22 protein-coding genes and 1 riboswitch are annotated in these 23,681 nt (G+C 40.4%); of the genes, 5 read left to right on the forward strand and 17 right to left on the reverse strand.

The window, feature by feature from the left end:
* Positions 1–328 precede the first annotated feature (328 nt).
* From ftsX to SST111_RS11345, 6 genes are all read right to left on the reverse strand, one after another.
* Entirely contained in the window at positions 329–1,258 is a 930-nt protein-coding gene (gene ftsX / locus SST111_RS11320; protein WP_024378183.1) for a permease-like cell division protein FtsX, read from the reverse strand.
* A complete protein-coding gene (gene ftsE, locus SST111_RS11325) occupies positions 1,251–1,943 on the reverse strand; it encodes a cell division ATP-binding protein FtsE (protein WP_002936190.1) in 693 nt (230 codons plus the stop codon). The genes ftsX and ftsE overlap by 8 nt, the downstream gene beginning before the upstream one ends.
* A gap of 141 nt (positions 1,944–2,084) precedes the next feature.
* Positions 2,085–3,180, reverse strand: a protein-coding gene (gene prfB / locus SST111_RS11330) for a peptide chain release factor 2 (RefSeq protein ID WP_099778768.1) whose coding sequence is annotated in 2 segments (ribosomal slippage) — positions 2,085–3,107 and positions 3,109–3,180 — 1,095 coding nt in all. Because the reading frame shifts where the segments join, the coding sequence is not laid out codon by codon here.
* A 34-nt stretch (positions 3,181–3,214) separates the two neighbouring features.
* Positions 3,215–4,342 carry a tRNA epoxyqueuosine(34) reductase QueG gene (gene queG / locus SST111_RS11335; protein WP_099811481.1) on the reverse strand — a complete coding sequence of 376 codons (1,128 nt, stop codon included), beginning with the start codon at positions 4,340–4,342 and terminating at the stop codon, positions 3,215–3,217.
* 40 nt (positions 4,343–4,382) lie between these two features.
* Entirely contained in the window at positions 4,383–4,871 is a 489-nt protein-coding gene (locus tag SST111_RS11340) for a VanZ family protein (protein WP_015646579.1), read from the reverse strand.
* Between the two features lie 168 nt (positions 4,872–5,039).
* Positions 5,040–5,456 (reverse strand): TM2 domain-containing protein, encoded by a 417-nt coding sequence (locus SST111_RS11345; RefSeq protein WP_099811483.1) that lies wholly within the window; start codon positions 5,454–5,456, stop codon positions 5,040–5,042.
* A 134-nt stretch (positions 5,457–5,590) separates the two neighbouring features.
* Between SST111_RS11345 and SST111_RS11350 the strand changes: the two genes are divergently transcribed.
* Positions 5,591–5,980, forward strand: coding sequence for a hypothetical protein (locus SST111_RS11350; protein WP_099811485.1), 390 nt, complete (start codon positions 5,591–5,593; stop codon positions 5,978–5,980).
* 266 nt (positions 5,981–6,246) lie between these two features.
* On the opposite strand, the gene SST111_RS11360 is transcribed toward SST111_RS11350, so the two are convergent.
* The 3 genes from SST111_RS11360 to SST111_RS11370 all read right to left on the reverse strand — a co-directional run bounded on the left by SST111_RS11360 (position 6,247) and on the right by SST111_RS11370 (position 10,694).
* Entirely contained in the window at positions 6,247–8,931 is a 2,685-nt protein-coding gene (locus tag SST111_RS11360; RefSeq protein WP_099811487.1) for a cation-translocating P-type ATPase, read from the reverse strand.
* A 477-nt stretch (positions 8,932–9,408) separates the two neighbouring features.
* On the reverse strand, positions 9,409–9,795 hold the full coding sequence (locus SST111_RS11365) for a DUF1934 domain-containing protein (RefSeq protein ID WP_099811488.1): 387 nt from the start codon (positions 9,793–9,795) through the stop codon (positions 9,409–9,411).
* An 11-nt stretch (positions 9,796–9,806) separates the two neighbouring features.
* On the reverse strand, positions 9,807–10,694 hold the full coding sequence (locus tag SST111_RS11370; RefSeq protein WP_099811490.1) for a sulfite exporter TauE/SafE family protein: 888 nt from the start codon (positions 10,692–10,694) through the stop codon (positions 9,807–9,809).
* 98 nt (positions 10,695–10,792) lie between these two features.
* On the opposite strand from SST111_RS11370, the gene SST111_RS11375 reads away from it, so the two are divergent.
* Positions 10,793–12,106: an HD domain-containing protein gene (locus SST111_RS11375; RefSeq protein WP_002936179.1), complete on the forward strand. Its 1,314-nt coding sequence runs from the start codon at positions 10,793–10,795 to the stop codon at positions 12,104–12,106.
* Entirely contained in the window at positions 12,096–12,905 is an 810-nt protein-coding gene (gene yidA / locus SST111_RS11380; RefSeq protein WP_024377408.1) for a sugar-phosphatase, read from the forward strand. The genes SST111_RS11375 and yidA overlap by 11 nt, the downstream gene beginning before the upstream one ends.
* Positions 12,906–12,958: 53 nt before the next feature.
* Here the strand turns inward: yidA and tpiA are convergent, their stop codons facing one another.
* The 8 genes from tpiA to SST111_RS11420 all read right to left on the reverse strand — a co-directional run bounded on the left by tpiA (position 12,959) and on the right by SST111_RS11420 (position 21,951).
* The gene (gene tpiA, locus SST111_RS11385) at positions 12,959–13,711 is read right to left on the reverse strand and encodes a triose-phosphate isomerase (protein WP_029998173.1); all 753 of its coding nucleotides are present in this window, start codon (positions 13,709–13,711) and stop codon (positions 12,959–12,961) included.
* 173 nt (positions 13,712–13,884) lie between these two features.
* Positions 13,885–15,081, reverse strand: a complete 1,197-nt coding sequence (gene tuf / locus SST111_RS11390) for an elongation factor Tu (protein WP_012775011.1) — start codon at positions 15,079–15,081, stop codon at positions 13,885–13,887.
* A gap of 354 nt (positions 15,082–15,435) precedes the next feature.
* On the reverse strand, positions 15,436–16,419 hold the full coding sequence (locus SST111_RS11395; protein WP_180274072.1) for an anti sigma factor C-terminal domain-containing protein: 984 nt from the start codon (positions 16,417–16,419) through the stop codon (positions 15,436–15,438).
* Positions 16,400–16,903, reverse strand: a complete 504-nt coding sequence (locus SST111_RS11400) for an RNA polymerase sigma factor (protein ID WP_099811492.1) — start codon at positions 16,901–16,903, stop codon at positions 16,400–16,402. The genes SST111_RS11395 and SST111_RS11400 overlap by 20 nt, the downstream gene beginning before the upstream one ends.
* 114 nt (positions 16,904–17,017) lie before the next feature.
* Positions 17,018–19,714 carry a phosphoenolpyruvate carboxylase gene (ppc, locus tag SST111_RS11405; protein WP_099811494.1) on the reverse strand — a complete coding sequence of 899 codons (2,697 nt, stop codon included), beginning with the start codon at positions 19,712–19,714 and terminating at the stop codon, positions 17,018–17,020.
* A 20-nt stretch (positions 19,715–19,734) separates the two neighbouring features.
* Entirely contained in the window at positions 19,735–20,949 is a 1,215-nt protein-coding gene (gene ftsW, locus SST111_RS11410) for a cell division peptidoglycan polymerase FtsW (protein ID WP_099811496.1), read from the reverse strand.
* Positions 20,950–21,085: 136 nt separating this feature from the next.
* Positions 21,086–21,451 carry a DUF4430 domain-containing protein gene (locus tag SST111_RS11415; RefSeq protein ID WP_024419331.1) on the reverse strand — a complete coding sequence of 122 codons (366 nt, stop codon included), beginning with the start codon at positions 21,449–21,451 and terminating at the stop codon, positions 21,086–21,088.
* The gene (locus tag SST111_RS11420) at positions 21,448–21,951 is read right to left on the reverse strand and encodes a hypothetical protein (protein WP_180274073.1); all 504 of its coding nucleotides are present in this window, start codon (positions 21,949–21,951) and stop codon (positions 21,448–21,450) included. Before SST111_RS11420 ends, SST111_RS11415 begins: the two co-directional genes overlap by 4 nt.
* A gap of 112 nt (positions 21,952–22,063) precedes the next feature.
* On the opposite strand from SST111_RS11420, the gene SST111_RS11425 reads away from it, so the two are divergent.
* Both SST111_RS11425 and thiT read left to right on the forward strand, forming a co-directional pair.
* Positions 22,064–22,918 carry a glycoside hydrolase family 25 protein gene (locus tag SST111_RS11425; RefSeq protein WP_024419329.1) on the forward strand — a complete coding sequence of 285 codons (855 nt, stop codon included), beginning with the start codon at positions 22,064–22,066 and terminating at the stop codon, positions 22,916–22,918.
* A gap of 23 nt (positions 22,919–22,941) precedes the next feature.
* Positions 22,942–23,037: riboswitch (TPP riboswitch) on the forward strand.
* Between the two features lie 58 nt (positions 23,038–23,095).
* Entirely contained in the window at positions 23,096–23,644 is a 549-nt protein-coding gene (gene thiT, locus SST111_RS11430) for an energy-coupled thiamine transporter ThiT (protein WP_099811498.1), read from the forward strand.
* Positions 23,645–23,681: the final 37 nt, after the last annotated feature.

Raw genomic sequence — 23,681 nt, forward strand, 5'->3', positions numbered from 1 at the left:
AGAGTTCGTCAACAAGTCCTTATTTCCAATTGTTGAGCTGAAACAGTCTATCCCCAGACTGTTTCACTCCCACCCCCGCACAGCTCAAAAGGTTCAGTGAACCTTTTGAGGTTGGAAATAGAGCGAACTTTGTTCGCAACAGTCGTAATGGCAGATTTGGAGTGCAAAACACGCACTGCTGAGATTTGCTTCGCAAATCTTATCTCCAACCTTTAACAGTCCACTGGACTGTTAAACCCAATCAACCACTGCGCTGAGATGTTAACACGAACTCTGAGAAGTGAGCCTGGGCTTTTTGCCCAGCCTCTTTTTACATGTAGCTTGTCTATTAAATTTTTAAGTAGCGGTTCATGGAAATGACTGATCCCAAGGAACCAATAATAATACCAATTACAAAAAGTGCGCCAATCATTCCTGGAACAAAGACATTCATACTAATCAGAGACAAATCTTGACTAGCAAGACTAGCATTTACTGAAGTATAAATCATCTTATAAAGAGAATAGACTAAAACAGAAGGTAAAATAGCTCCGAGGAGACCTACCCAGGCACCTTCCCAGAGGAATGGTCCACGGATATAACTGTTTTTAGCACCAACCAGACGCATAATCTGAATTTCACGGCTACGAGAAATAATGGTAATCCGAATAGTATTGGAAATCAAGAAAACAGCAGTAAACAGCAATAAGCCAGTTGCTGCCAATCCCCATGTACGAACTAGATTAGCTAATTTAAAAATACGTTCCGTTTCAACTTCCCCATCACGTACCTCTGTAACACCATCAATTTTAGCAATCTCTGCTGCAACAGTTTTTACATACTGCGGTTCAGTCGTATCAATGATATAAGCATCGTAAAGTGGATTGGCATCTCCTTGGAATAGGTTCCAAGTATCTCCCAAGGTAGCTGTTAATTTCTGCAACTGTTCATCCTTACTTGAATAAGTAACAGATTGTACATTTTCTAAGGCTGTAATCTGATTGTACACCTTTTGATAATCTGGATTAGCTACCGTCTCTCCTGCTTCGTTCACAATCGTCTCAGCTTGATCAGTTGAGTTCGCTCTCAAGTATACATTGATACGTACATTCTGTTCCAAATCCGAAGCGAGCTTTGCTGTGTTCAAAATAACTGAAGCAAATAGACCAACCAAGGTAAGGGTAATGGCTACAGATGAAATGGCTGCAATCGTCATCCAACCATTTCGCTTCAAACTCTTCAATGACTCAATAAAGTGTCTAAAAAATCGATTACTCATCGTATCCATATTCTCCTTCCGCTTCATCACGTACTACACGACCATCTTCAATCGCAATAACACGGTGACGAAGTGTATTTACAATCTGACTATTGTGTGTCGCCATCAAAATCGTTGTCCCCTGTAAGTTAATTCGCTCCAATAGATTCATGATTTCCCAAGAGTTTTCAGGGTCCAAGTTACCAGTTGGTTCATCAGCAATCAATACTTTAGGATTATTTACAATGGCACGGGCAATAGCAATACGCTGTTGCTCACCACCTGAAAGTTCATTTGGGAAAGAGCGAATCTTGTGTTTCAAACCAACCAAGTCCAAGACTTCCATTACACGTTTCTTGATATTCCGTGGTTTTTCACCGATAACTTCCATCGCATAAGCAATATTTTCAAAGACAGTCTTTTTCGGTAAGAGTTTGTAGTCTTGGAAAACCACTCCTACACTACGACGTAGAAGAGGAACATCTCTCTTTTTAATTTTTGCAAGGTCAAACTTACCAACCTTTAGACTCCCCTTATCGAGCTTTTCCTCCCGATACAAGAGTTTGATAAAGGTTGACTTACCTGCACCAGAAGGACCTACAATGTAGGCAAATTCTCCCGCTTCAACATTGACTGATACTCCGCGAAGGGCAGTCGTTCCGTTTCCATATTTCTTGGAAACGTCTTTCATTTCTATTATTCCCATAGGATTTCCTGTCTTAGACAGTCCTTTCTTTAGATTTGAGAACGTTTTTTCAAAATACAGTCCGTATTCTTTAAAAAAACTTCCTTGATGAGCGAAAAACTATCTCTTATTTACAAGAACTTCACTTGTAAATACAGGTTCTTAGCTAATTCGCCATTTTAAATAAGCATCTATAAAGCCGTCCAAGTCTCCGTCCATAACCTTATCGACTTGAGCCACCTCATAACCAGTACGGTGGTCTTTTACCATTGTATAAGGTGTAAAGACATAAGAACGAATCTGACTTCCCCAAGTAATCTCTTTCTTGTCACCCTTGAGTGAGTCTACTTCTGCCGCTTTCTTCTCCTGCTCCAATTGATACAATTTAGCCTGCAAGAGTTTCATTGCACGGTCTCGGTTTCCATACTGAGTACGGTCAACTGTGGACTGAGTCACAATCCCTGTCGGAATGTGCGTCAATCGAACACCCGTTGAGACCTTGTTGACGTTCTGTCCACCAGCACCACCTGAACGGAAGGTATCCATCTTCACTTCATCATCTCTGATTTCAATTTCAATGGTATCATCCAACTCAGGCATTACCTCCACAGATGTAAAGGAAGTATGACGACGCTTAGCTGAGTCAAAAGGTGAGATGCGCACCAAACGATGAACACCCATTTCTGACTTAAGCAAGCCATAGGCGTTTGGACCAGTAAAGCTTAGAGTCACGGACTTAATACCTGCCTCATCACCAGCTTGATAATCCAATGTTTCTACTGTAAAACCTTTGGCATTTCCATAACGCTGATACATCCGCAGGAGCATTTCTCCCCAGTCTTGTGCTTCGGTACCACCCGAACCTGGATGGATTTCCAAGATAGCGTTATTGTGATCATAGGGTTCTGACAAGAGCAAGGTCATTTCATAGGCAGTCATGGTTTTGTCCAATTCCGCTAACTTTTCAACCAGTTCATCCCGAACAGACTCGTCTTCTGCTAGAAAATCCAGCAAAATTTCAGATTCATCATATAAATCCAACATCTGATGGAAATTTCCGTAGGTATTTTTTAATTCATTCAACTCCTGAGAAGTCTTTTGGGCCGCCAAATTATCATTCCAAAAATCTGGCTCCGTCATCTTGTTCTCAAGAATGGCAATCTCTTCTTCCAGACCTTCTAAGTCAAAGAGACCCCCTAAAAGAAGTTAATTTTTTGCCAAGTTCTTCAATCTTTTGGCGAATTTCTGCTGTATCCATATACACCTCATTTTTATTCATAATATTTATTATATCACATTTGCAAGTCCTTGACCATGTTGAGAAAGGCCGTTTGCTCTGCTATGACATCATCATTGTCTGATGAAATACCTGCGATAAAGGAAACCATCTCATCATTTGGCTGTTTGACCAATTGCCCCAAGGCCCAGATAGCCGTTGCCATGTGGATCGGATTTTGTTTTTTATCGATGATTTCTAGGAGTTTGGGAATGGCAGAGCGATCATTACTATTAGCTAAGGCAATGATGGCATTGCGCTGGAGAATATTTTTTCCCCTCCAAGAACCAGCAATCAGACCGAATTTTTCCTTGAACTGTCCATTCGACAAATCCAAAAAGGGAATCAGCTCTGGCTCAGCCAAATCTGGATCAATCTCCACCACAGGTGGACTGGAAATTCCCTTGTTGTAAGGACAACAAATCTGGCAAATATCACAACCATAGATGACCGTCTTGATTTTCTTACGAAACTCCAAGTCCATCATACCCTTATCCTGGGTCTGAAAGGACAAGCAACGACGGGCATTCATAGTCGTATCACCTAATAGACAAGACGTCGGACAGGCTGCAACACAACGATTACAGTCCCCACAGTCGTAGTCGACTGGCTGATCTGGTTCGATTTCTAGATTGGTCACTAATTCTCCTAGAAACATATAGGAACCAAATTCCTTAGAAATGACTAGCCCATTCTTCCCGATAAAGCCAATTCCTGCACGACGAGCGACCGCTGTATCCACCAAAGCTCCTGTATCTACCATAGCCTTGTATTCCAAACCATCCGTCAGTTTCTCAATTCCCCGTGCCAAACGCTCCATCTTATCTTGCAAGATATAGTGGTAATCAAGCCCCCATGAACTAGGGGTAATCTTCCCACGTTTGTATTGGGTCTTCTGCGGTTTGACAGGCAAATGTCGAGGATAAGCTACCGCGATAGAAATGATGGTTTTGGCAGATTCTAACGACAGTTTGGGACGGATACGTTCTTCGATATTCTTGTGTTCAAATCCTGACGAACGCCCCTCTTCCTGACTAGCACGAAGTGATTTCTCCAAATAAGCAAAATCATCAGCCGTTGTAAAACCAATCTTCGAGATTCCGATTTCCTGAGATAATTTAATAATCTCTTCTTTGATATTCATTACATTCATTTTAGCAAACTTTGGATATATTTAGCAAGACCTACATAGCTAAATAAGTTATTAATATAACAAAAAACGTTAGCACAAAACAAAAAATATTCATACGAACATATGCCTTCTCCCGCCAAATACTGGTCAAGACATACATGATATTAATACCGATTGCTCCCCCTAAGCCGTTAGCCAGTAAATCAGTTATATCTGCAACCCCAAGTAAAAGAAGATATTGCAGAACCTCAAAGCAGAGACTCACTAACATAATCAAACATAGATTAGCCACCCACGATGCCTTGCGAAATAGCATTTCCATATAAATACCAAAGGGAATAAAACTTACAATATTAAATAGAATTTCTGGAAAATCCAGCACTCCATCATAGACCGCTGTTCCTGCAAACGGAATTAAGTTTATACTAGCATAACCATAGCGTCCATATACGATACTCAAGTCCATCTTAAAGACAATCATCCAAGTAAGTAAAAGGAGATAGGCAAAAAATAAAAACATACTCATTTTCTTTGTCTGCATAGAAATTCTCCTCTCAACTAGCATATTTTATCATTATATCATAAATGCTGTTCTATAAAATGTCACTTCTGTGACAAAGCTCGTTCCATATTACAAGTACTTTACAGCCTACTAAAAACAGAAAAGGAAGACACTACCAAGCCTCCCCTTATTCCCAAAAATATCTTATTAAAATGTCTGATTGGTATGCTGAAAAGCCTTATATTGATGGATTTGTAGCATCAAACGCTCAAAGTTCGCTTCCTTACATGCTCGCATGATCAAGAAGCAATCAATAAACTTCCACAAATAAAGTCCCAAAAATAACAAGAACCCAATCAAGATAAATAGCGTAACAAAAGATACTGCAAAAGCAATCAGCTTGGCAAATCCCAATTCTTTATTCCCGACATAAAAACGGTCGACACCAAACTCACCGAAAAAAATAGCCAAAATAAGAGCGACAAGAGGTTGACGCATCTCAACCATCATAAGAACATTTAAAGCCTCATCATCTAAATCTTCTAGTTCTTTTTGCAGAATGAATAACTTATCAGATGGCAAATAACTGCTTTTACTTAAAATATAATTCTGAAGATAATTCATATAAACTCCTACCTCTTCAAAATTATAGCAGTTTCTTATTCTTCAAGCAAGCCTGTAGGGGGAAAACAGTACCGGAAATCGTTTACATTTTTTTCTTTTTTGCTATAATGAAACTAGATTACAAGGAGGTTCATATGAGAGTTATTATTCATTATCCAAAACCTATCAAACAACTATCCTCCCAAAAACTTCCGCTCCTGGTAGATGGAAAAATTGCTGGTCCAGTTACTCAAGGAAAAATTTTAAGCTTACCAATTGCACAACCATCTGTTACACTAAGTATTCGAGGGGATAAAAAATCAAGCATTCAAGTTAAAGACGGCGATAGAGTTCAAATAGTGGAAAACAGCAAATACTTCACTCTCTACTATTTCAGCTTGGCTATCATACCAATCGCCTTACTGTTTAACTTACCAACTCTTGTCAAAACCATCCTCCTCATACTAGCACTAGCCATTACTTTATTGGGACAAGCAATCTTCCCAAAATACATTATCAGTATAGAAAAAAGCTCAGACCACTAAATCTGAGCTTTTTCAAATGATATTCTTTTAGTACAAGGCAACGAGGCGCAGGAGGCTGGGCAAAAAGTCCAAAGCCACTTCTCAGAGTTCGTGTCAACATCTCAGCGCAGTGGTTGATTGGCAGATTTGTTCGTGTTTCACACTCTAAATCTGACCTAATCAACTGTGCGGGGGTGGGAAGACGAACTCTTTTTTGACTAGTTGAGTTCTTTCCCACTCCCAAGGCGAGTTAACGAAGTAATAAAAGATAAGCTGAATAACTATGATTAGATAGCTTTTTCATCCAGTCCCAACTTACGTTGAACAAATTTAACAATTTCTACAACGACAACCATGAGGCCTGAACCAATAATGGTTACCAACCACTGGGTTGGAGAGAGAACGGATACATGGAAGAAATTGCTAAATCCTGGAACAACGATTGTCGCCATTAACAAAAGGAAAGCAAATGGAATTGACCAGTTGAAGAGTTTATTTTTGAACAAACCAACTGTGAAAACGGACTGATAAACAGACTTAACATTGTATGCATGAACCAGTTGGATCAAACCTAATGTCACGTAAGCCATTGTCAAAGCATCTGCATGGATTTCTTCATAAATGCTGTGTTCTGGGTAAAGCAGGGCAAATCCATAGACACCCAATACCAAAGCGGTCTGTAGAATACCTTGATAGATGATAGAGCTTAGGACACCACCTGAGAAGAAGCTTGAATTGCGTCCACGAGGTTTGTGTGTCATAATACCTGGTTCAGCAGGCTCAACACCAAGAGCGATAGCTGGAAGAGTGTCTGTTACCAAGTTAATCCAAAGGAGATGAACTGGCTCCAATACGTCCCAACCAAAGAGGGTAGCAAGGAAGATACACAATACCTCAGCAGTATTAGCTGACAAGAGATACTGGATGGTTTTTTGGATGTTTGAGAAGACCTTACGTCCTTCTTCCACCGCAACGATAATAGTCGCAAAGTTGTCATCTGCAAGGACCATATCAGAAGCACCTTTCGAAACTTCCGTACCTGTGATACCCATACCGATACCGATGTCGGCAGTCTTAAGTGATGGCGCATCGTTAACACCGTCACCCGTCATGGCAACAACCTTACCATCATTTTGCCAAGCCTTAACGATACGAACCTTATGTTCTGGAGATACACGAGCGTATACCGAGTATTGTTTGAAGACTTTTTGGAACTCTTCATCCGTCAATTCATTGAGCTCTGCACCTGTAAATACATGGTCTTCTGTATCGTTTGGATCGATGATACCAAGACGCTTGGCAATCGCCTCCGCTGTATCTTGGTGGTCACCCGTAATCATGATTGGACGGATACCAGCTTCCTTAGCAACACGAACAGCTTCTGCTGCTTCAGGACGCTCAGGGTCAATCATACCAACCAAACCTGAGAAGATAAGGTTGTTTTCAACAATGTCAGATTCCAATTCAGGAATAGCATCAACATACTTGTATGCCATCATCAAGACACGAAGGGCTTGTTTAGCCAAGTCCTTGTTAGTGGCAAGAATGGCTTGTTTATCCGCATCGGTAATCGGACGGATTGTACCGTTTTCTTCAATTTGCGTTACACGTTTGAGCAATTGGTCTGGGGCACCTTTAACAGCTACAAAGTAGTTTCCAGCAGCTTGTTGGTGAATAGTTGACATCAATTTACGTGTTGAGTCAAATGGCAATTCAGCCACACGAGGCTCAGATACCAAGACTTCACGAACGTCAAAGTTTTGGTCCAAACCAAATTGAACAAGTGCCGTTTCAGTTGGGTCACCGATCAATTTACCAGTTGGGTCAACTTTTGTATCGTTGGCAAAGTTCATAACACGAAGCGTTGTATTGCTTGCATCCAAAGCTTCTTTAGCATCCACCAATTGACCGTTTGTATAGACTTTTTCAACAGTCATCTGGTTCATAGTCAAAGTACCAGTTTTATCTGAAGCTATGATTTCTGTTGAACCAAGAGTCTCAACAGCAGGCAACTTACGGATGATCGAGTTACGCTTAGCCAATACTTGAGTACCAAGTGAAAGGACAACCGTTACAATAGCTGGCAAACCTTCTGGAATGGCAGCAACCGCAAGAGCTACAGAAGTCATAAGAGCAGGCAAGATACCTTCACCACGTACGAAGACTGAAACAGCCATCGTTACCGCTGCAATTACAAGAACTGCATAAGTCAAGACCTTAGACAATTGGTTGAGGTTTTGCTTCAAGGGAGTATCGGTTTCATCAGCATTGGCAAGCATGCCAGCGATGTGCCCAACCTCTGTGTACATACCTGTGTTTGTAACCACACCAAGACCACGTCCGTAAGTAACGTTTGAGTTTTGGTAGGCCATGTTGACACGGTCACCGATCGGTGCATCTTCAGCCAAAACTGCTGACAAATCTTTATCAACTGGTACAGACTCACCTGTAAGAGCAGCTTCTTCGATTTTGAGGGAGTTAGCTTCCAACAAACGCATATCGGCAGGGACAACATCACCTGCTTCAAGCAAGACGATGTCACCTGGTACCAAGTCTTTAGAATCAACTTCGACTACATGATTGTCACGAAGCGCACGCGCAACTGGGCTTGACATGTTTTTTAGCGCCTCAATGGCTGCCTCAGCTTGCCCCTCTTGATAAACACCAAAGGCAGCGTTCAAGATAACCACGGCCAAGATGATAATGGCATCTGTCAAACCGTGTGAACCTTCTGTAATCACCGTCAAGATTGCTGCTGCAATCAAAATAATAATCATCAAGTCTTTGAACTGATCCAAGAATTTAGCTAAGAGTGTGCGTTTTTCACCCTCATCCAATTCGTTACGACCGTAGTCTGCTAGACGTTTGCTTGCCTCATCACTAGACAAACCGTCCAAAGAAGACCCCATGCTTGACAATACTTGCTCTTCGCTCTGTGTATAAAACAAATCGCGTTTTTGTTCTTTTGACAATTTCCTTCTCCTTCTCGGTCCCTTTTTTACCTAACAAATAAAAAAGAGACCTGTTTAATGAGAACCTCTCTTCACAGCTCGGCACTTCTATCTAGGGCTAGTTTTCTGTCACTCATCTTTATACTCTTCGAAAATCAAACTCAAGCGTTGTTGACTTGAATTGATGAACTTTAGTTCAATCTGCATCGGCGTCGCCTAGCCTAACTTTGATTTTCATTGAGTATTAGTTTTTTTTTTGAAATACAGTCAGTATTCCTTCAAAAAACTGCCTTGATAGACAAAAAACTATCTCTTATCTAAAAATACCTTACTTGCGAAGACAGGTTCTAAAACAAGTCTCGCTATTTAATATATTGCCGGAAACAAGTCGGATTGACGACAATATCACGGAATTTTCCGCTAGCTACTCCCTCGATTTGTTAACTATTATATCAAAAATCCCGAGAAATTCAAGAATATTTTTCTGGAAATAAGAGATTATTTCCACGAGATTTCCAAATCATAGGAAGCAAAAAGCTGCTGGTTCTCCAATCCCTTTAATTCATATTGCAACTGGACACTTTGATCCGAACGGTTTAATTGGTAACGTTTTGTATCGGTCACAAAATGCTGGATTCCTAACGGTGTAGGAATGGTCACAATAGCTTCTTTACCAGAAATAAATCGCATAATAGACTTCGGAGTGGAAAAGCGTGTCATCACTAACTCTTCTTCGTCACATTTTATGACAACTTTTTCAGCTTCATCGTTACTATAAATGAGATAGATATTCCCATCTTTTTCCTTAACTTCCACTTGAAATTGCTGATCCACTACCTCAATCTGCCCGTCCAGATCAATTTCATTTCGTAAATGAATATTCATAGTTCCTCCTACTATTTTTTAATCCTAGTAACAAAGGATGAGCGAAGCAGAGTAAAGCCTGTATACGCTGCAATGAAGACAACTAAAATTTTCAAACTATTAATATCCAAATTTGATAGGAAGAATGCGGCTGTCAAAACACCTAGCACCCCACCGACAATGATTCCTGGAACTCCTGGCCAGTTTACTCGTCCTGATTGGATAAACTGCTTGGCACCAGCTGTCATAATCATAGCAGCATTCAACATCATAACTGGAAGAGCAACCGATGGACTAATTCCCATCAATGAGAAGAAAATTAACTCAGGAGCATAGTTACCCAGTCCCATACTCATCAGCATTCCCACCATAAAATCAAAGGCAATACCAACAGCCAGTTTCCAACCAGTTAAGCCCTTTACTTCATTGGTAAGATCTGCGCCAGGGTTAGTAATCATGCGATAGACCATGAAACAGGCTGCAATAATTAGTAAAATCCCAAGAATTCGTTGAACTTTCTTTGTATCCCATTTTTGAGTTACCTTGGCACCAACAAAGGCACCCGTAAATGCCGCTGCTGCCATAGCAATCAGAGTGACCATATCAACCTCAACTATCGTAATAAACAATAGCGCCTCTACTAAGACTGGTATGATGTGCGCCGTTGTCATGGTCGCAGGAATTTTACGATCGTCTTCCACCAACTTTGTCAGTTTAAACATAGTGGTTGTCGTTGCAAAGGTTCCAATCCCCAAGGTGTCTAGCAAATCAGTAACATAACCGATACCAAATCCTGTCCAAAACTTCTCTTTTAGAGAAATATCATGCTTTTTAGCATAGGATAGAATTGTGTAAAGCATCCAAAGAATTAGGGCTACAATAAAGACCTGAATAGTTAATAAGATAATTTGATTATTCATCTCTTCATTATACCAAAAGATTCCATTTGGTACATAGCAATATCCTTGTGTTTTAGAAAAATCAGGAATTTGTCTCCCTTTTTTGTTATAATGAAACTATGATAGAAAAAGTATTTCGCGATCCAGTTCATAACTATGTACATGTTGATCATGAGCTGATTTATAAACTTATCAACACAAAAGAATTTCAGCGATTACGCCGCATCAAGCAACTAGGGACTACCTCCTATACCTTCCATGGTGGTGAGCATAGCCGCTTTTCGCACTGCCTTGGCGCCTACGAAATCGCCAGACGGATTACTCAAAAATTTGAAGACAAGTATCCACAAATCTGGGATACAAATGAGTCCCTACTGACCATGGTTGCTGCGCTACTCCATGATGTCGGACACGGAGCCTATTCTCATACCTTCGAGCGTCTATTTGATACAGACCATGAGGAAATGACCTGTGCTATTATTACTAGTCCAGAAACGGAGATCAATGCTCTGTTGAAACAAGTTTCACCTGAGTTTCCAGACAAGGTTGCTAGTGTTATCAAACACACCTATCCAAATAAACAGGTCGTTCAACTCATTTCGAGCCAGATTGATGTTGACCGGATGGATTATCTATTACGAGATTCCTACTTCACAGGTGCGAACTATGGTGAATTTGACCTAACTAGGATATTACGTGTCATTCGCCCGACAGAAAATGGAATTGCCTTCAAAGAATCTGGTATGCATGCAGTAGAAGACTACGTTCTCAGCCGCTACCAGATGTACATGCAAGTCTATTTTCATCCAGCAAGCCGCTCTATGGAAGTCCTATTGCAGAATTTACTCAATCGTGCCAAACTACTATATACTAGTGAACAGGAGTTTTTTGCACGAACTTCACCTCGGCTATTACCTTTTTTTGAGCATCGTATCCGTCTAACCGACTACCTCAGTCTGGATGATGGAGTTATGAATACTTACTTTCAATCATGGATAGATGGACCAGATCGTATATTATCTGACTTAGCCCAGCGCTATATCAATAGGAAAGTGCTCAAATCCATCACTTTCAAGGCCGAAGAAGAGGAAGCTTTGGACCGCCTGCGTAGCCTGGTCGCAGACGTCGGGTTTGACCCAGAATACTATACTGCTATTCACCACAACTTTGATTTGCCGTATGACATTTACCGACCGAATGCAGAAAAGAAACGGACTCAAATTGAGATTTATCGCAAAGATGAAACCTTGGTAGAACTGTCCTCTCTATCACCAATTGTCCATTCCTTATCAGGCACAATCCATGGCGATAGCCGCTTCTATTTCCCAAAAGAAATGTTAGAAGAAACAGGAATCTTCGCACCTCAAATAGCTGATTTTAACAGCCACATACATAACGATCATTTTATAATTGGAGAATCAAATGAGCATTAAACTTGTCGCCATCGATATTGATGGTACACTACTAAATAGTCAACACCAAATTACAGCTGAAGTACACTCAGCAATCCAAGAAGCAAAAAAAGCAGGCGTTAAAATTGTTATTGCTACTGGTCGCCCCATTTCCGGTGTTCAAGCAATTTTAGAAGAACTCAATCTTACAGAAGCAGGTGACTACGTCATCACTTTTAACGGTGGCTTAGTCCAAGATGCAGCAACTGGTGAGGATATTGTCAAAGATACCTTGACTTATGAGGATTATCTCGACATCGAATCTGCTGCCCGTAAACTCAAGCTCCCAATGCATGCCAGCACCAAGGAAGGTATCTATACTGCCAACCGTAACATCGGTAAATACACCATTTACGAATCCACACTAGTAAGTGCACCCATTTTCTATCGCACTCCTGAAGAAATGGCTGACAAGGAAATCATCAAAACAATGATGGTTGATGAGCCAGAAATTCTTGATGCTGCTATTCCACTTCTACCGACCAGTTTGACTGAGAAGTACAACGTAGCAAAATCAGCACCATTTTATTTGGAAATCACCCCTAAAACTGTTAACAAGGGACAAGCTATCATTCATCTAGCCGAGAAGCTTGGACTAACTATGGATCAAACCATGGCCATCGGTGACCAAGAAAATGACCGTCCAATGTTGGAAGTCGTCGGTAATCCTGTTGTCATGGAAAACGGAAATCCTGAACTGAAGAAAATCGCCAAATACATTACGAAGTCAAATGATGAGAGCGGTGTAGCTCACGCTCTGAGAGAGTGGGTACTGAAATAGCCTCTTAAAATATCAAAAAAAGCATCGAATTCAAAATCCGATGCTTTTTGTTATTAGAAGTTCAACAAAGCCAAGAAGCTTTCTGCTTCAAGTGATGCACCACCAACAAGCGCACCGTCAACGTCTGGACATGCCATGTATTCAGCAACGTTTGATGGGTTTACAGAACCACCGTATTGAACGCGAACTTTGTCTGCAACTTCTTGACCGAAATCAGCAGCAACAACGTCACGGACAGCTTTACACATGTTTTGTGCATCGTCTTTAGTAGCTGATTTACCAGTACCGATTGCCCAGATTGGCTCGTAAGCAATAACAAGTGATGCTACTTGTTCAGCAGTCAAGCCTTTCAAAGCTGCAGAAACCTGTGCACCTACAAATTCTACTGCTTTGCCAGCTTCGTAAGTTTCAAGTGACTCACCACAACAGATGATTGGAGTCAAACCGTTACGGAAGATTGCATGAGCTTTTTTATTAATATCTTCATCAGTTTCGTGGAAGTAATCACGACGCTCTGAGTGACCGATAACAACATAGTTAACACCCATTTCAGCCAATACTTTTGGAGATGTTTCACCAGTGAAAGCACCAGCATCTTCAAAGTAGCAGTTTTGAGCAGCAACTTTCAATTCAGAATCTTTAGCGAACCACAAGAGAGCGTTCAAATCTACAGCTGGAGCTGCGATAGCTGCTTCAATTTTGTCGCCTGCAGGCAATTTTCCTGCAATAGCCTCAACGAATGCTTGTGCTTCTTGAGGATTTTTGTTCATTTTCCAGTTACCGGCAATAATTGGTTTACGTGACATTTCACATACCTCTTCTTTTTTATTTTACAAGGTCCATTATAGCATAAAATCAGGCAAGGTTAAAGCATTTCTGTGCATTTTATGAATACTTACAGAAAAACTCTCTACCCGAAAGTAGAGAGTTACAATTAAGTTGTCTGACTATAATTGTTATTTCTGGGAACTCAATCGAATTAAGCTTCGATTTCTGTAACCATACCTGAACCAACAGTACGTCCACCTTCACGGATAGAGAAAGTAGTACCTTGTTCAACGGCGATTGGGTGGATCAATTCAACGTCGATAGTAACGTTATCACCAGGCATTACCATTTCAGTACCTTCTGGCAATTTGATTGAACCAGTTACGTCAGTTGTACGGAAGTAGAACTGTGGACGGTAGTTGTCGAAGAATGGAGTGTGACGTCCACCTTCTTCTTTAGTAAGGATGTAAACTTCACCTTTGAATTTAGTGTGTGGGTTGATAGAACCTGGTTTAGAGATAACTTGACCACGTTCGATTTCATCACGTTGTACACCACGAAGAAGCACACCAACGTTATCGCCGGCAAGACCTTCGTCAAGTTGTTTACGGAACATTTCAACACCAGTAACAACTGCTTTAGATTTTTCTTCTTGAAGACCAACGATTTCGATTTCGTCGTTGACACGAACAGTACCACGGTCGATACGTCCTGAAGCTACAGTACCACGACCAGTGATTGAGAATACGTCCTCGACTGGAAGCAACAATGGTTTGTCAGTGTCGCGTTCTGGTTCTGGAATGTACTCATCAACAGTGTTCATCAATTCCATAACGATGTCTTCGTACTTAGAGTCACCTTCAAGGGCTTTAAGAGCTGAACCTTGGATAACTGGAAGATCATCACCTGGGAAATCGTATTCTGAAAGAAGGTCACGGATTTCCATTTCAACCAACTCAAGCAATTCTTCATCGTCAACCAAGTCAACTTTGTTCATGAAGACGATAAGGTGTTTAACACCAACCTGACGTGAAAGAAGGATGTGCTCACGAGTTTGTGGCATTGGACCGTCAGTTGAAGCTACTACAAGGATCGCACCGTCCATCTGAGCAGCACCAGTGATCATGTTTTTAACGTAGTCCGCGTGTCCTGGAGCGTCGATGTGAGCATAGTGACGTTTTTCAGTTTCGTACTCAACGTGTGCAGTGTTGATAGTGATACCGCGCTCGCGCTCTTCAGGAGCAGCATCGATAGACGCATAGTCTTTTGGTTGGTTAACTGATGAAGGCAAGCGACGTGCCAATACAGTTGTGATAGCTGCTGTCAAAGTAGTTTTACCGTGGTCAACGTGTCCAATTGTACCAATGTTAACGTGGGGTTTACTACGATCGTATTTTTCTTTTGCCATTTTGGTAAAAGCCTCCAATAAAATATATTTTATAGATAGACAGTAGGCAATACAGTCTAACTTTACCTTACTATTCTATCAAATTGTGGCAGAATTGCAAGCATTTTCTATCGTTTTTTATTTTATCCATTTTCTGCAAGGGCTATTAGCTTCGCTTATAACTTTTTTATCATCCCATTTTAACCTATTACTCAACTAAAAACACCTCACTTCCATAGGGATATTGATGTTACCATAACTACAAGGTGCCACAAATACGAGACTACTGCGACAGACCTTTCTCCATTCAATCATCCTACGATTCCCTGACAAGCCTCTTGCTATAGGTATTGAAAATATATTGACTATTTTCACTTAATGATGCAGTTGATAATAAGGCTGAATAGGAATGGACGCACCAATACTAGAAGCATAAATCCAGTCCTTGCCTTCCAACTGAGCAAAGTCTTCTGCCTTCCCTGTTAGGATAATGCCCGCAAATTCTAGCTTATCAATCTCTTCTTGTTTAGAGAAGTCCGTTTTACCAAATTTGTCCAAGAAAGTTTTGACATCTGTAACGAGTGCGTATTCCCCTATATAATGATTATACTGTTCTGCTATTTTTTTCATCGGTGTTAAAGGATTCCATGTCGCTGCCTCTGCTGGTAATTCAGCATCTGGTTCATAAACCTTTAGAGCCTCTCCTTGAAAACCAAACAACTGATCAATGCGAAAATCAGCTGTGTTCTTCTTAGAAGCTGTTCCGATCCAGTACCAATTCTTTTTTAAATTTTGAGGAAGCATGGTCTGCAAGTCTCCAAAACTATATTTTTTATTAAAAGTGATGGCTACTTCTACTAGCTGATTGGACATGTCTTTCACTAGAGAAAGTTCTTGACTGGGAACAGTTGCAAAGTCATCTGTGTCAACTTTCTCCGTATTATAGAAGAGAGGGAGTTTTGACCAGGTTTGACGATCATAGGCAATTTCTCCCTTATAAGAAGGTCCATCCTGAGAAAAGTTCAAATACGTTCCCAACCAATCATAGTGGTATTCATAGTCACCAAAGGCAACTGGAACCCCTGCCAAGTCTTTGTGGCGATCTGCATGGACAGCTCCAGCAAATAGAGAGGTCGCTTTATAATAGTAGGTTGAGTATTCAATGTTTGGATAGGCAACTTGTGACAATAATTCGTGTTCTTGATAGATTTTTTCACCATTATTGGCAGTCAAAATCTGCAAGGTCTTCAAGGTCGCTCCCGTTATCAGCAAGAGCCCTAATATAGATAGACCAACTGTTTTCCATAAGTGTCTTTTCTTACTTTTCTTTGTTGCAATTTCAAAAGTTTTCATATTCATACCCTTTCTCTTTTAAGTTTTTTGCTAGAAGTTTTCGACCGCGGTAAAGATTGATTTTCACCCAACTTTGACCAGCACCTAAAATATGCGCAATCTCTTTGACACTCATATCCTGAAAATAGTAAAGGTCAATGACATGCTGATACTTGGCTGGCAGGTCTGCTACTGCCTGATATAGTTCTTCATAACCATCTTGGTCATAAACCAATACTTGCTCGCTAGTAAAAAATTCCCTTTGTAGAATTTCATGATAGTGCTTGTCCCTCCTATATTTGTCGATGTAGGCTCTAACTGCCGAACGATAAAGCCAGGCTCGTAATTTACCAAAAGGAAGGACAAGTTCTGCTTCTAAAATTTTCACTAGTACATCCTGGGCTATATCCTGGCTGTCTGCAAATGTGGCGCCTGATTTTTGCAGGTAGTAGGAAATCTCCTCGGCAATGCCGATGACTTCTTTTTCATACTCATCCAATTTGATGCTCATCTCCTCCTTTCACTAATATAACGAATAGAATTCTATTTGGTTACACATTTTTAAAAATATTATATCCTTTACAGTATTAAAAAAACAACCTCCGAAGAAGTTGTTTTATGCCTATTAACCTGAGTTGCGCAAACCTGTCGCCACACCGTTGATGGTGATGTGGATGAGGTTTTCTTGTTCTTTGCTCAATTCTCCACGACGAAGACGATGAATCAACTCAATCTGAATATAGTTAAGTACGTTGAAATACGGCATGCGATAATCAAGACTGGCTTTTAGGAACGGTAGTTCTGCTAAAAGCTCATCATTTCGCTCGATTGATAAAATGATTTCTTTGGTCAACTGCCATTCATCTAAAATGACATGGAAGATATTTCGTACCTCTTCGCTTTCACACATTTTAGCATATTCAAGTGCGATATTCATATTGGATTTAGACAATACCATATCCACGTTTGATAGAAGTGAACGGAAGAATGGCCAAGATTCGTACATTTTTTGTAACTTAGACAAATTATCAGGGTGCTTATCAATAAAGCGTTTGAAACTTGAACCAACTCCATACCAACCTGGCAACATGACACGGTTTTGTGACCAGGAGAATACCCATGGAATCGCACGCAAACCACCGATTTCTGTGATGGTTTTTCGAGCCGCTGGACGTGAGCCAATGTTCAGGCTTGATACTTCACGAATTGGACTAGCGGCAAAGAAATAATCATAAAAATGTGGATTGTTGAATACAAGATCTCTATAAATACGATAGCTATCTGATACAATTTCATCCATGGTTTCGCGATAGCCATCGATTTCATTTGGATCGGTAATCATTTGTGTGACCATACGGTCAAGCGTTGCAGATACCAGCATTTCTAAATTATAGTAGGCTGCGTCTTTGTTACCATATTTATTGCCTATCACTTCGCCTTGTTCTGTCAAACGAAGCCGGTCCTTGATGGAACCAAATGGCTGAGATGTAATCGCATCGTAGGAAGGACCACCACCACGACCAACAGTACCTCCACGACCGTGGAAGAAGGTGATGTTTACTCCGTAGTCCTGACCAATTTGCGTCAATTCATTCTGTGCTTTGTAGAGTGTCCAGCCTGAGGATAGGTAGCCACCATCCTTGTTGGAATCTGAGTAGCCAAGCATGATTTCTTGGTAGTATTTATTGCCTGCAATCCAACGTTTCGCTAAATCTAATTGCAGATATTGACGCATGGTATCAGGTGCATTATCTAAGTCCTCGATTGTCTCAAAAAGTGGAACAATCTGAACACGGGCCTTATCGACATCTACTAGACCAACTTCTTTTAATAGGACAGCTAATTCCAGCAAATCAGAAACACTCTCCGAGTGTGAAATAATATGTTGCTTGATGATTTCCTCACCTAGCTTATCTTTCAATTCACGCGCAGCAGCAAAGATGGCCAATTCTTTTTCTAATTGTTCTGACTTTGGCATGTGCGTTGCGGAAAGAATGCGTGGATCAGTTTCCAACTGTTTCAAAAGAACATGGCATTTAGCTTCCTCAGATAAACTGGAGTAGTCTTCTACGATACGGGCAGAAGCCAATAGTTCCGCAACACTTGCTTCATGAATAGAAGAGTCTTGGCGCATATCGATACTAGCTAGGTAGAAACCAAACGCTTCAACCGCTTCAAGTAATTCTGTAAAATCACCTTTCAATAGCGCCATAGATTTATTTTCAATCAAAGATTGTTTGATGGCTAATAAATCAGCTTTAAACTCGGCTACATTACTATAGCGAACATCTGACGGCTTATTGTGAACTAGATAATCTCTTGTATTTGCAAGTTTCATCTGAATATAGTGAAAAGCACGACGATAAGGCTCATTTTCACGGTAGACAGAACTATCTTCAGATAAATCCGCCAGCATCTTAACCGCTGTAGATACATTTACAATGGAAGTTGAGAGCGAAAAATTCAGATAGAGTTTATAGAGTTGCTCATCGTAATAATTCATAATGACTTCACACTGAGTCAAGGCTGACAGCTTCAAGGTCTCTGCAGTAACAAATGGATTTCCATCACGGTCTCCCCCAATCCACATACCCATTGTAATTGGACGAGGATTATTTAAGACGATTCCTTTCTCAGCGGCCAAACGTTTGTATTCCCGCTGCAACTTAGTGACAGCCTTAATAAAGGAAGAATTGTAATACTCCATAACGTTTGTGATTTCGTTGGTTACCTTCAACTTCTTCTCACGAATCATATCCGTCTGCATGATAATTTCAATGTAACAACGGAGCTCATCTTCCCATTTGTTTTTATTGAGCAAGCCCAATTTTACATCGCGATAACGACGAAGCAACTCATGAATATGCTTGGTTAAATCAAGCATAGACTGGCGTTGAACCTGAGTAGGATGGGCTGTCAAGACTGGAACAACATTCAACTTTTCAAGGATTTCAGCTGCATTTTCTTGTTTGGAAACCATATCAATTGTTGTTGAAATCTTACCAAGATAATCTTGATCAATATTGTTTTGATGGTTGATTTCATAGGCCAAATCAACATCTTCTGATATATTAATCAAAAGTGGCAAAACAGCAAAGTATCGAGAAATAACTGCTAGTTCATCATTATTCAACTGACTGATAATAGCAATCAATGCCTGATAATCATCTTGACGAGACAATTGAGATAATTCTACAATTTTAGCAAAAGTCTCTGCAGGCATCATTTGGGCTGCTACTTCTTCCAAAATAGATGTTAGAATCGTTACTTCTTCACGGATTGCTTCCTTGTTGTTATAGTTTTCTAATTTTTGAATAGCCATCTCCTACCTCTTTCCTATATCTAAATTAGCGTACGCTCTATTTCTTCTTCAATTAATCGACGTTTTTCACTAGCATCAATATTCAAAACAAACCCTATCCCGATGGAAATAATCAAAAGACTCGATCCACCCTGTGACAAGAAAGGGAAAGTTACCCCCGTTGCAGGAATAATTCCTGAAATTCCTCCGATATTGACAAATGTTTGAATCAGAAGCATACCTGCCATTCCAAGTGCCATCATCGCATTAAATGGACTACGAGCACGGACGCCTACAATAATAATTCGAATAATCAAAAATAACAATAAGGCTAGAATTAAACTAGCTCCGACAAAACCGAGCTCTTCAATGACAATCGAAAACGCAAAGTCGGTGTGGGCCTCTGGTAGATACCCCTTTTTCTCAATCGAATTTCCCAAGCCACGTCCAAGCCATCCACCGTTACTCATCGCATAGTAAGAATGAGTCAATTGAAGACCTGCATTGGTGGCATTACCAAATGGATCAAAATAGGCCGCGAATCGACGAGCAATATAACCAAAGAGCGGAATTTTTTCCACCGTTTCTACACCCAAAATACGAATAGTCCCTAGAATAACTGTTGAGGCGGCCACAATTCCCAAAAACGCTGTTGAAAACCAGCGATAGGCAATCCCACTCACACTAATCATCACGACCATAATCAGCACAATAATCGTCGCATTTCCCAAGTCTGGCAGTGTCGCAACTAGACCTAGGAGGAGCAGACTGACCACCCGCCAATCTGTAAACTCTTTCGGAATCCAACTTCCTTTAATCAACGATACATAGTCATAAGTCCGAATATCCGCCTGTTGTTTTGCAAACTCATGTGCCAGATACCAAATGATAATTAATTTCAAATATTCTGCCGGCTGCAAGGTTCCTGCGATTGGCAGAGGAATCCAGCCATGAGCCCCCTTAATCGGAGGAAACAACCGAGAAATAGCCAACAGAAATACTTCTACCAAAATAACCGAATAGATAACGGCTTTCTTGCGTAAAAAACTTAATTTCATACGATAAATCGTATAGATTGCTACCAAACTGACAATCCAGAATCCTGTCTGGTTAATCACTGTTCTAAATGGATTTCCACCATTAATAATTTGCGTAGCACTGGTTGTCGAATACACCATGACCAACCCAATCACCGATAAGATGAGATAGGGAATCAGTATGGAGTAATTCAACAACTGACGTTTGTCAATCTTCATTGCTTATCCAACCTTCTTCGAGTATAGCTCTTATTATAGCATACTTTGTATAAAAATACTTATCACTTTCTAAGTTGCTCTGCAAACATTCGGAACTAACTTTTGTCGACAAGAAAAAGGCCGAAGCCTTTCATATCTATTCAAATGTTTCAAGATAAAATTCAATTTCATCCCCATTCGCAACTGTAAGGTCTTTCGCCCCTTTATCAGCCATTTGGCCATTAACTTTATACATCCAGTATGTATTGGTACTCGTATCTTGGCTAACACCATCAATTTCTGTTATCAAACCATTGTCTTCTACAATGTCATGATGTTCTTTAAGTACATCCATGACACTATCACCTTCTTCCGCAGTCACTTCCTGACGATTCTCTTTGTCCTTGGTTGTAATCTGCAAAGTGACTTCAATAGCCGAGTCACTCTGTTTCTCAGTAGTGTTTGTACAAGCAGCCAAGAAGAGCGAGAAGACAACCATCAACATAATACTGATTTTTTTCATTTATAAAATCTCCTAAAAATATAATCAATAATTGGATAAAACAAAACTGTTGAAGCAGCGTGTAAACTATCAAAGACTAAACCATTAAGCCAGAAGACGATAGGGGAAGTCCCAAACTGTGTAGCAGATAAAAAACTTATCGTTAGCCCATACAAAAAGACAAGAATCCCCGCCAGAAGACTCTGTAGCCACAAGGGAATGTTCTCTTTTTTGATAAAAGGACCGATTGCCAACCACCATATAAATTGGATAAAAGCAAAACTAAGAACTTGCCACAAAACAACTGTGCCAAATCCAAATAGCAAGCCACTCCCTACCATCACTAGTATCATCAATATCCAGCTCTCCAGCAAACTGAAATAGGACAGAACAATGAGGAAAATAGCCGTGAGAGGCTTTATATTAGGAAATAGCCCAAAAACCACCCTTAAAACAATCGTCAAAGAGGACAGAACAACGAGCTGACTAACACGTCTTACTTTTTCACTTTTGTCATGCATACTAATTTAGCCTACCCTATTCCCTTTATTATGTCAAGTTCAGATAATCTTTTACTATTTCTTGAATCGTATTTTTTTGATTTTTTCATGATTTTACGGTAGAATTGATGAGATGAGAAAGAAACTAAATCCGATGATTGTTGTTGTTTTTTTCCTATCCTTCTTTGCTCTTATTTTCATCACTGGGGTGACTGGAAATACTGTGAATAAGACGGAGGTGGCTAATGAACCCGCAGTCAAACAATCAAACACCAGAACAAGTTCTAAAACAACAAATTCTAGCTCAAGTTATTACATTGCAAATGCGCTCGAAATGAAACCTATCGTCGACGTTTCTGCTTGGCAGAGACCGTCTGAAATTGATTACGATACCCTTAGCAAAAACATTTCTGGCGCAATCGTTCGTATTCAAAGTGGATCACACACTAAAAACGAAAATACAGCGACTGATAAAAATGGGTTAGATAAATCCTTTGATACCCATATTAAAGAATTCCAGGCAAGAAATATACCTGTTGCTGTCTATGCCTATGTCACAGGAAATAGCATTGAGAGCATGCAGGAGGAAGCTCAAAGCTTTTATAAGGCCGCAAATAAATACAAGCCAACCTTCTATTGGTTAGACGTTGAAGAATATACCATGGATGATATGAATGCTGGAGTGGAGGCTTTTCGAAAAGAGTTAGAAACTCTCGGCGCTAAAAACATTGGAATTTACGTCGGAACCTATTTCATGGAAGACCACAGCATCAATGTGGATAAATTTGACGCCATTTGGATTCCTACATACGGTAATGATTCTGGCTACTACAATGCCGCTCCAAATACTGACTTGGACTACGATCTTCACCAATATACCTCACGTGGTTATGTAAACGGCTTTGAGCACCACCTAGACCTCAACATTATTACTACCCTGAAGGATCCTAATGAAGTTTATCAGAAACTATTTACAACACCTGAATAAAATGTTATAATTCTACCAATTACATATACACAAAGGAGTGCTTCGGCTGAGATCGCAACTGCGAAATCCTCGAACCTGATCTAGTTAACACTAGCGTAGGAATTGTGTGCTTTATAGAATGATACTATACTCTGCTATAAACACTCCTTTGTTGACCATCTACAAAGGAGTCTTTTTATGTCCACATCAAAATTACCCATCCTAGCCGAAGTCGCTATCTTTTCTGCAATTGCCCTCGTCTTTGACAAAATCCCGCTCTTTACAATGCCCCAAGGTGGATCTGTGTCTTTAGTCATGCTTCCAATCTTACTGCTTGCTCTGCGCCACGGACTAGGGGTAGGGGTTCTTACTGGTGGTATTGTAGGAACCATTCAACTTTTCTACGGTGGCTACTTCCTAAACGTTTTTCAAGTTTTTCTTGACTACGTACTTTCTTACGCCGGAATTGGTTTAGCAGGTTTAGTGGCACCCACCCTATCCAAACAAAAAAATCTAAAAAATGCTACTCTCATCATTATCCTGGCTAGTTTTCTAGGAGGAAGCATTCGATTGTTAGCCACCTTCTTATCAGGAATTATTTTCTACGCAGACTATGCCCCAGCTGGTACCCCTGTCTGGTTCTATTCCTTTACCTACAATATCAGCTATATTCTTCCTTCCACTGCAATTGCCTCTATTCTGCTCATTTTACTCTATAGAGCAAGACCAGGTTTTTACAATCTTTAACCAAAACTGCCTGCTGGATTTTATCTAACAGGCAGTC

Origin of the sequence: Streptococcus suis YS161 (genome assembly GCF_002760245.1) — a bacterium.
In the GTDB taxonomy this organism is placed as follows: domain Bacteria; phylum Bacillota; class Bacilli; order Lactobacillales; family Streptococcaceae; genus Streptococcus; species Streptococcus suis_I.

Excerpts from the sequence above, each read along its gene's own strand:
- ftsW (WP_099811496.1), bottom strand. The coding sequence starts at position 20,949 with ATGAAGATTGACAAACGTCAGTTGTTGAATTACTCCATACTGATTCCC.
- SST111_RS11400 (WP_099811492.1), bottom strand. The coding sequence starts at position 16,903 with ATGAGCATCAAATTGGATGAGTATGAAAAAGAAGTCATCGGCATTGCC.
- tpiA (WP_029998173.1), bottom strand. The coding sequence starts at position 13,711 with ATGTCACGTAAACCAATTATTGCCGGTAACTGGAAAATGAACAAAAAT.
- SST111_RS11370 (WP_099811490.1), bottom strand. The coding sequence starts at position 10,694 with ATGAATAATCAAATTATCTTATTAACTATTCAGGTCTTTATTGTAGCC.
- ftsE (WP_002936190.1), bottom strand. The coding sequence starts at position 1,943 with ATGGGAATAATAGAAATGAAAGACGTTTCCAAGAAATATGGAAACGGA.
- SST111_RS11375 (WP_002936179.1), top strand. The coding sequence starts at position 10,793 with ATGATAGAAAAAGTATTTCGCGATCCAGTTCATAACTATGTACATGTT.
- SST111_RS11350 (WP_099811485.1), top strand. The coding sequence starts at position 5,591 with ATGAGAGTTATTATTCATTATCCAAAACCTATCAAACAACTATCCTCC.
- SST111_RS11345 (WP_099811483.1), bottom strand. The coding sequence starts at position 5,456 with ATGAATTATCTTCAGAATTATATTTTAAGTAAAAGCAGTTATTTGCCA.
- yidA (WP_024377408.1), top strand. The coding sequence starts at position 12,096 with ATGAGCATTAAACTTGTCGCCATCGATATTGATGGTACACTACTAAAT.
- SST111_RS11340 (WP_015646579.1), bottom strand. The coding sequence starts at position 4,871 with ATGCAGACAAAGAAAATGAGTATGTTTTTATTTTTTGCCTATCTCCTT.
- ppc (WP_099811494.1), bottom strand. The coding sequence starts at position 19,714 with ATGGCTATTCAAAAATTAGAAAACTATAACAACAAGGAAGCAATCCGT.
- SST111_RS11415 (WP_024419331.1), bottom strand. The coding sequence starts at position 21,451 with ATGAAAAAAATCAGTATTATGTTGATGGTTGTCTTCTCGCTCTTCTTG.
- tuf (WP_012775011.1), bottom strand. The coding sequence starts at position 15,081 with ATGGCAAAAGAAAAATACGATCGTAGTAAACCCCACGTTAACATTGGT.
- queG (WP_099811481.1), bottom strand. The coding sequence starts at position 4,342 with ATGAATATCAAAGAAGAGATTATTAAATTATCTCAGGAAATCGGAATC.
- thiT (WP_099811498.1), top strand. The coding sequence starts at position 23,096 with ATGTCCACATCAAAATTACCCATCCTAGCCGAAGTCGCTATCTTTTCT.
- SST111_RS11395 (WP_180274072.1), bottom strand. The coding sequence starts at position 16,419 with ATGAATATGAAAACTTTTGAAATTGCAACAAAGAAAAGTAAGAAAAGA.
- SST111_RS11365 (WP_099811488.1), bottom strand. The coding sequence starts at position 9,795 with ATGAATATTCATTTACGAAATGAAATTGATCTGGACGGGCAGATTGAG.
- ftsX (WP_024378183.1), bottom strand. The coding sequence starts at position 1,258 with ATGAGTAATCGATTTTTTAGACACTTTATTGAGTCATTGAAGAGTTTG.
- SST111_RS11420 (WP_180274073.1), bottom strand. The coding sequence starts at position 21,951 with ATGCATGACAAAAGTGAAAAAGTAAGACGTGTTAGTCAGCTCGTTGTT.
- SST111_RS11425 (WP_024419329.1), top strand. The coding sequence starts at position 22,064 with ATGAGAAAGAAACTAAATCCGATGATTGTTGTTGTTTTTTTCCTATCC.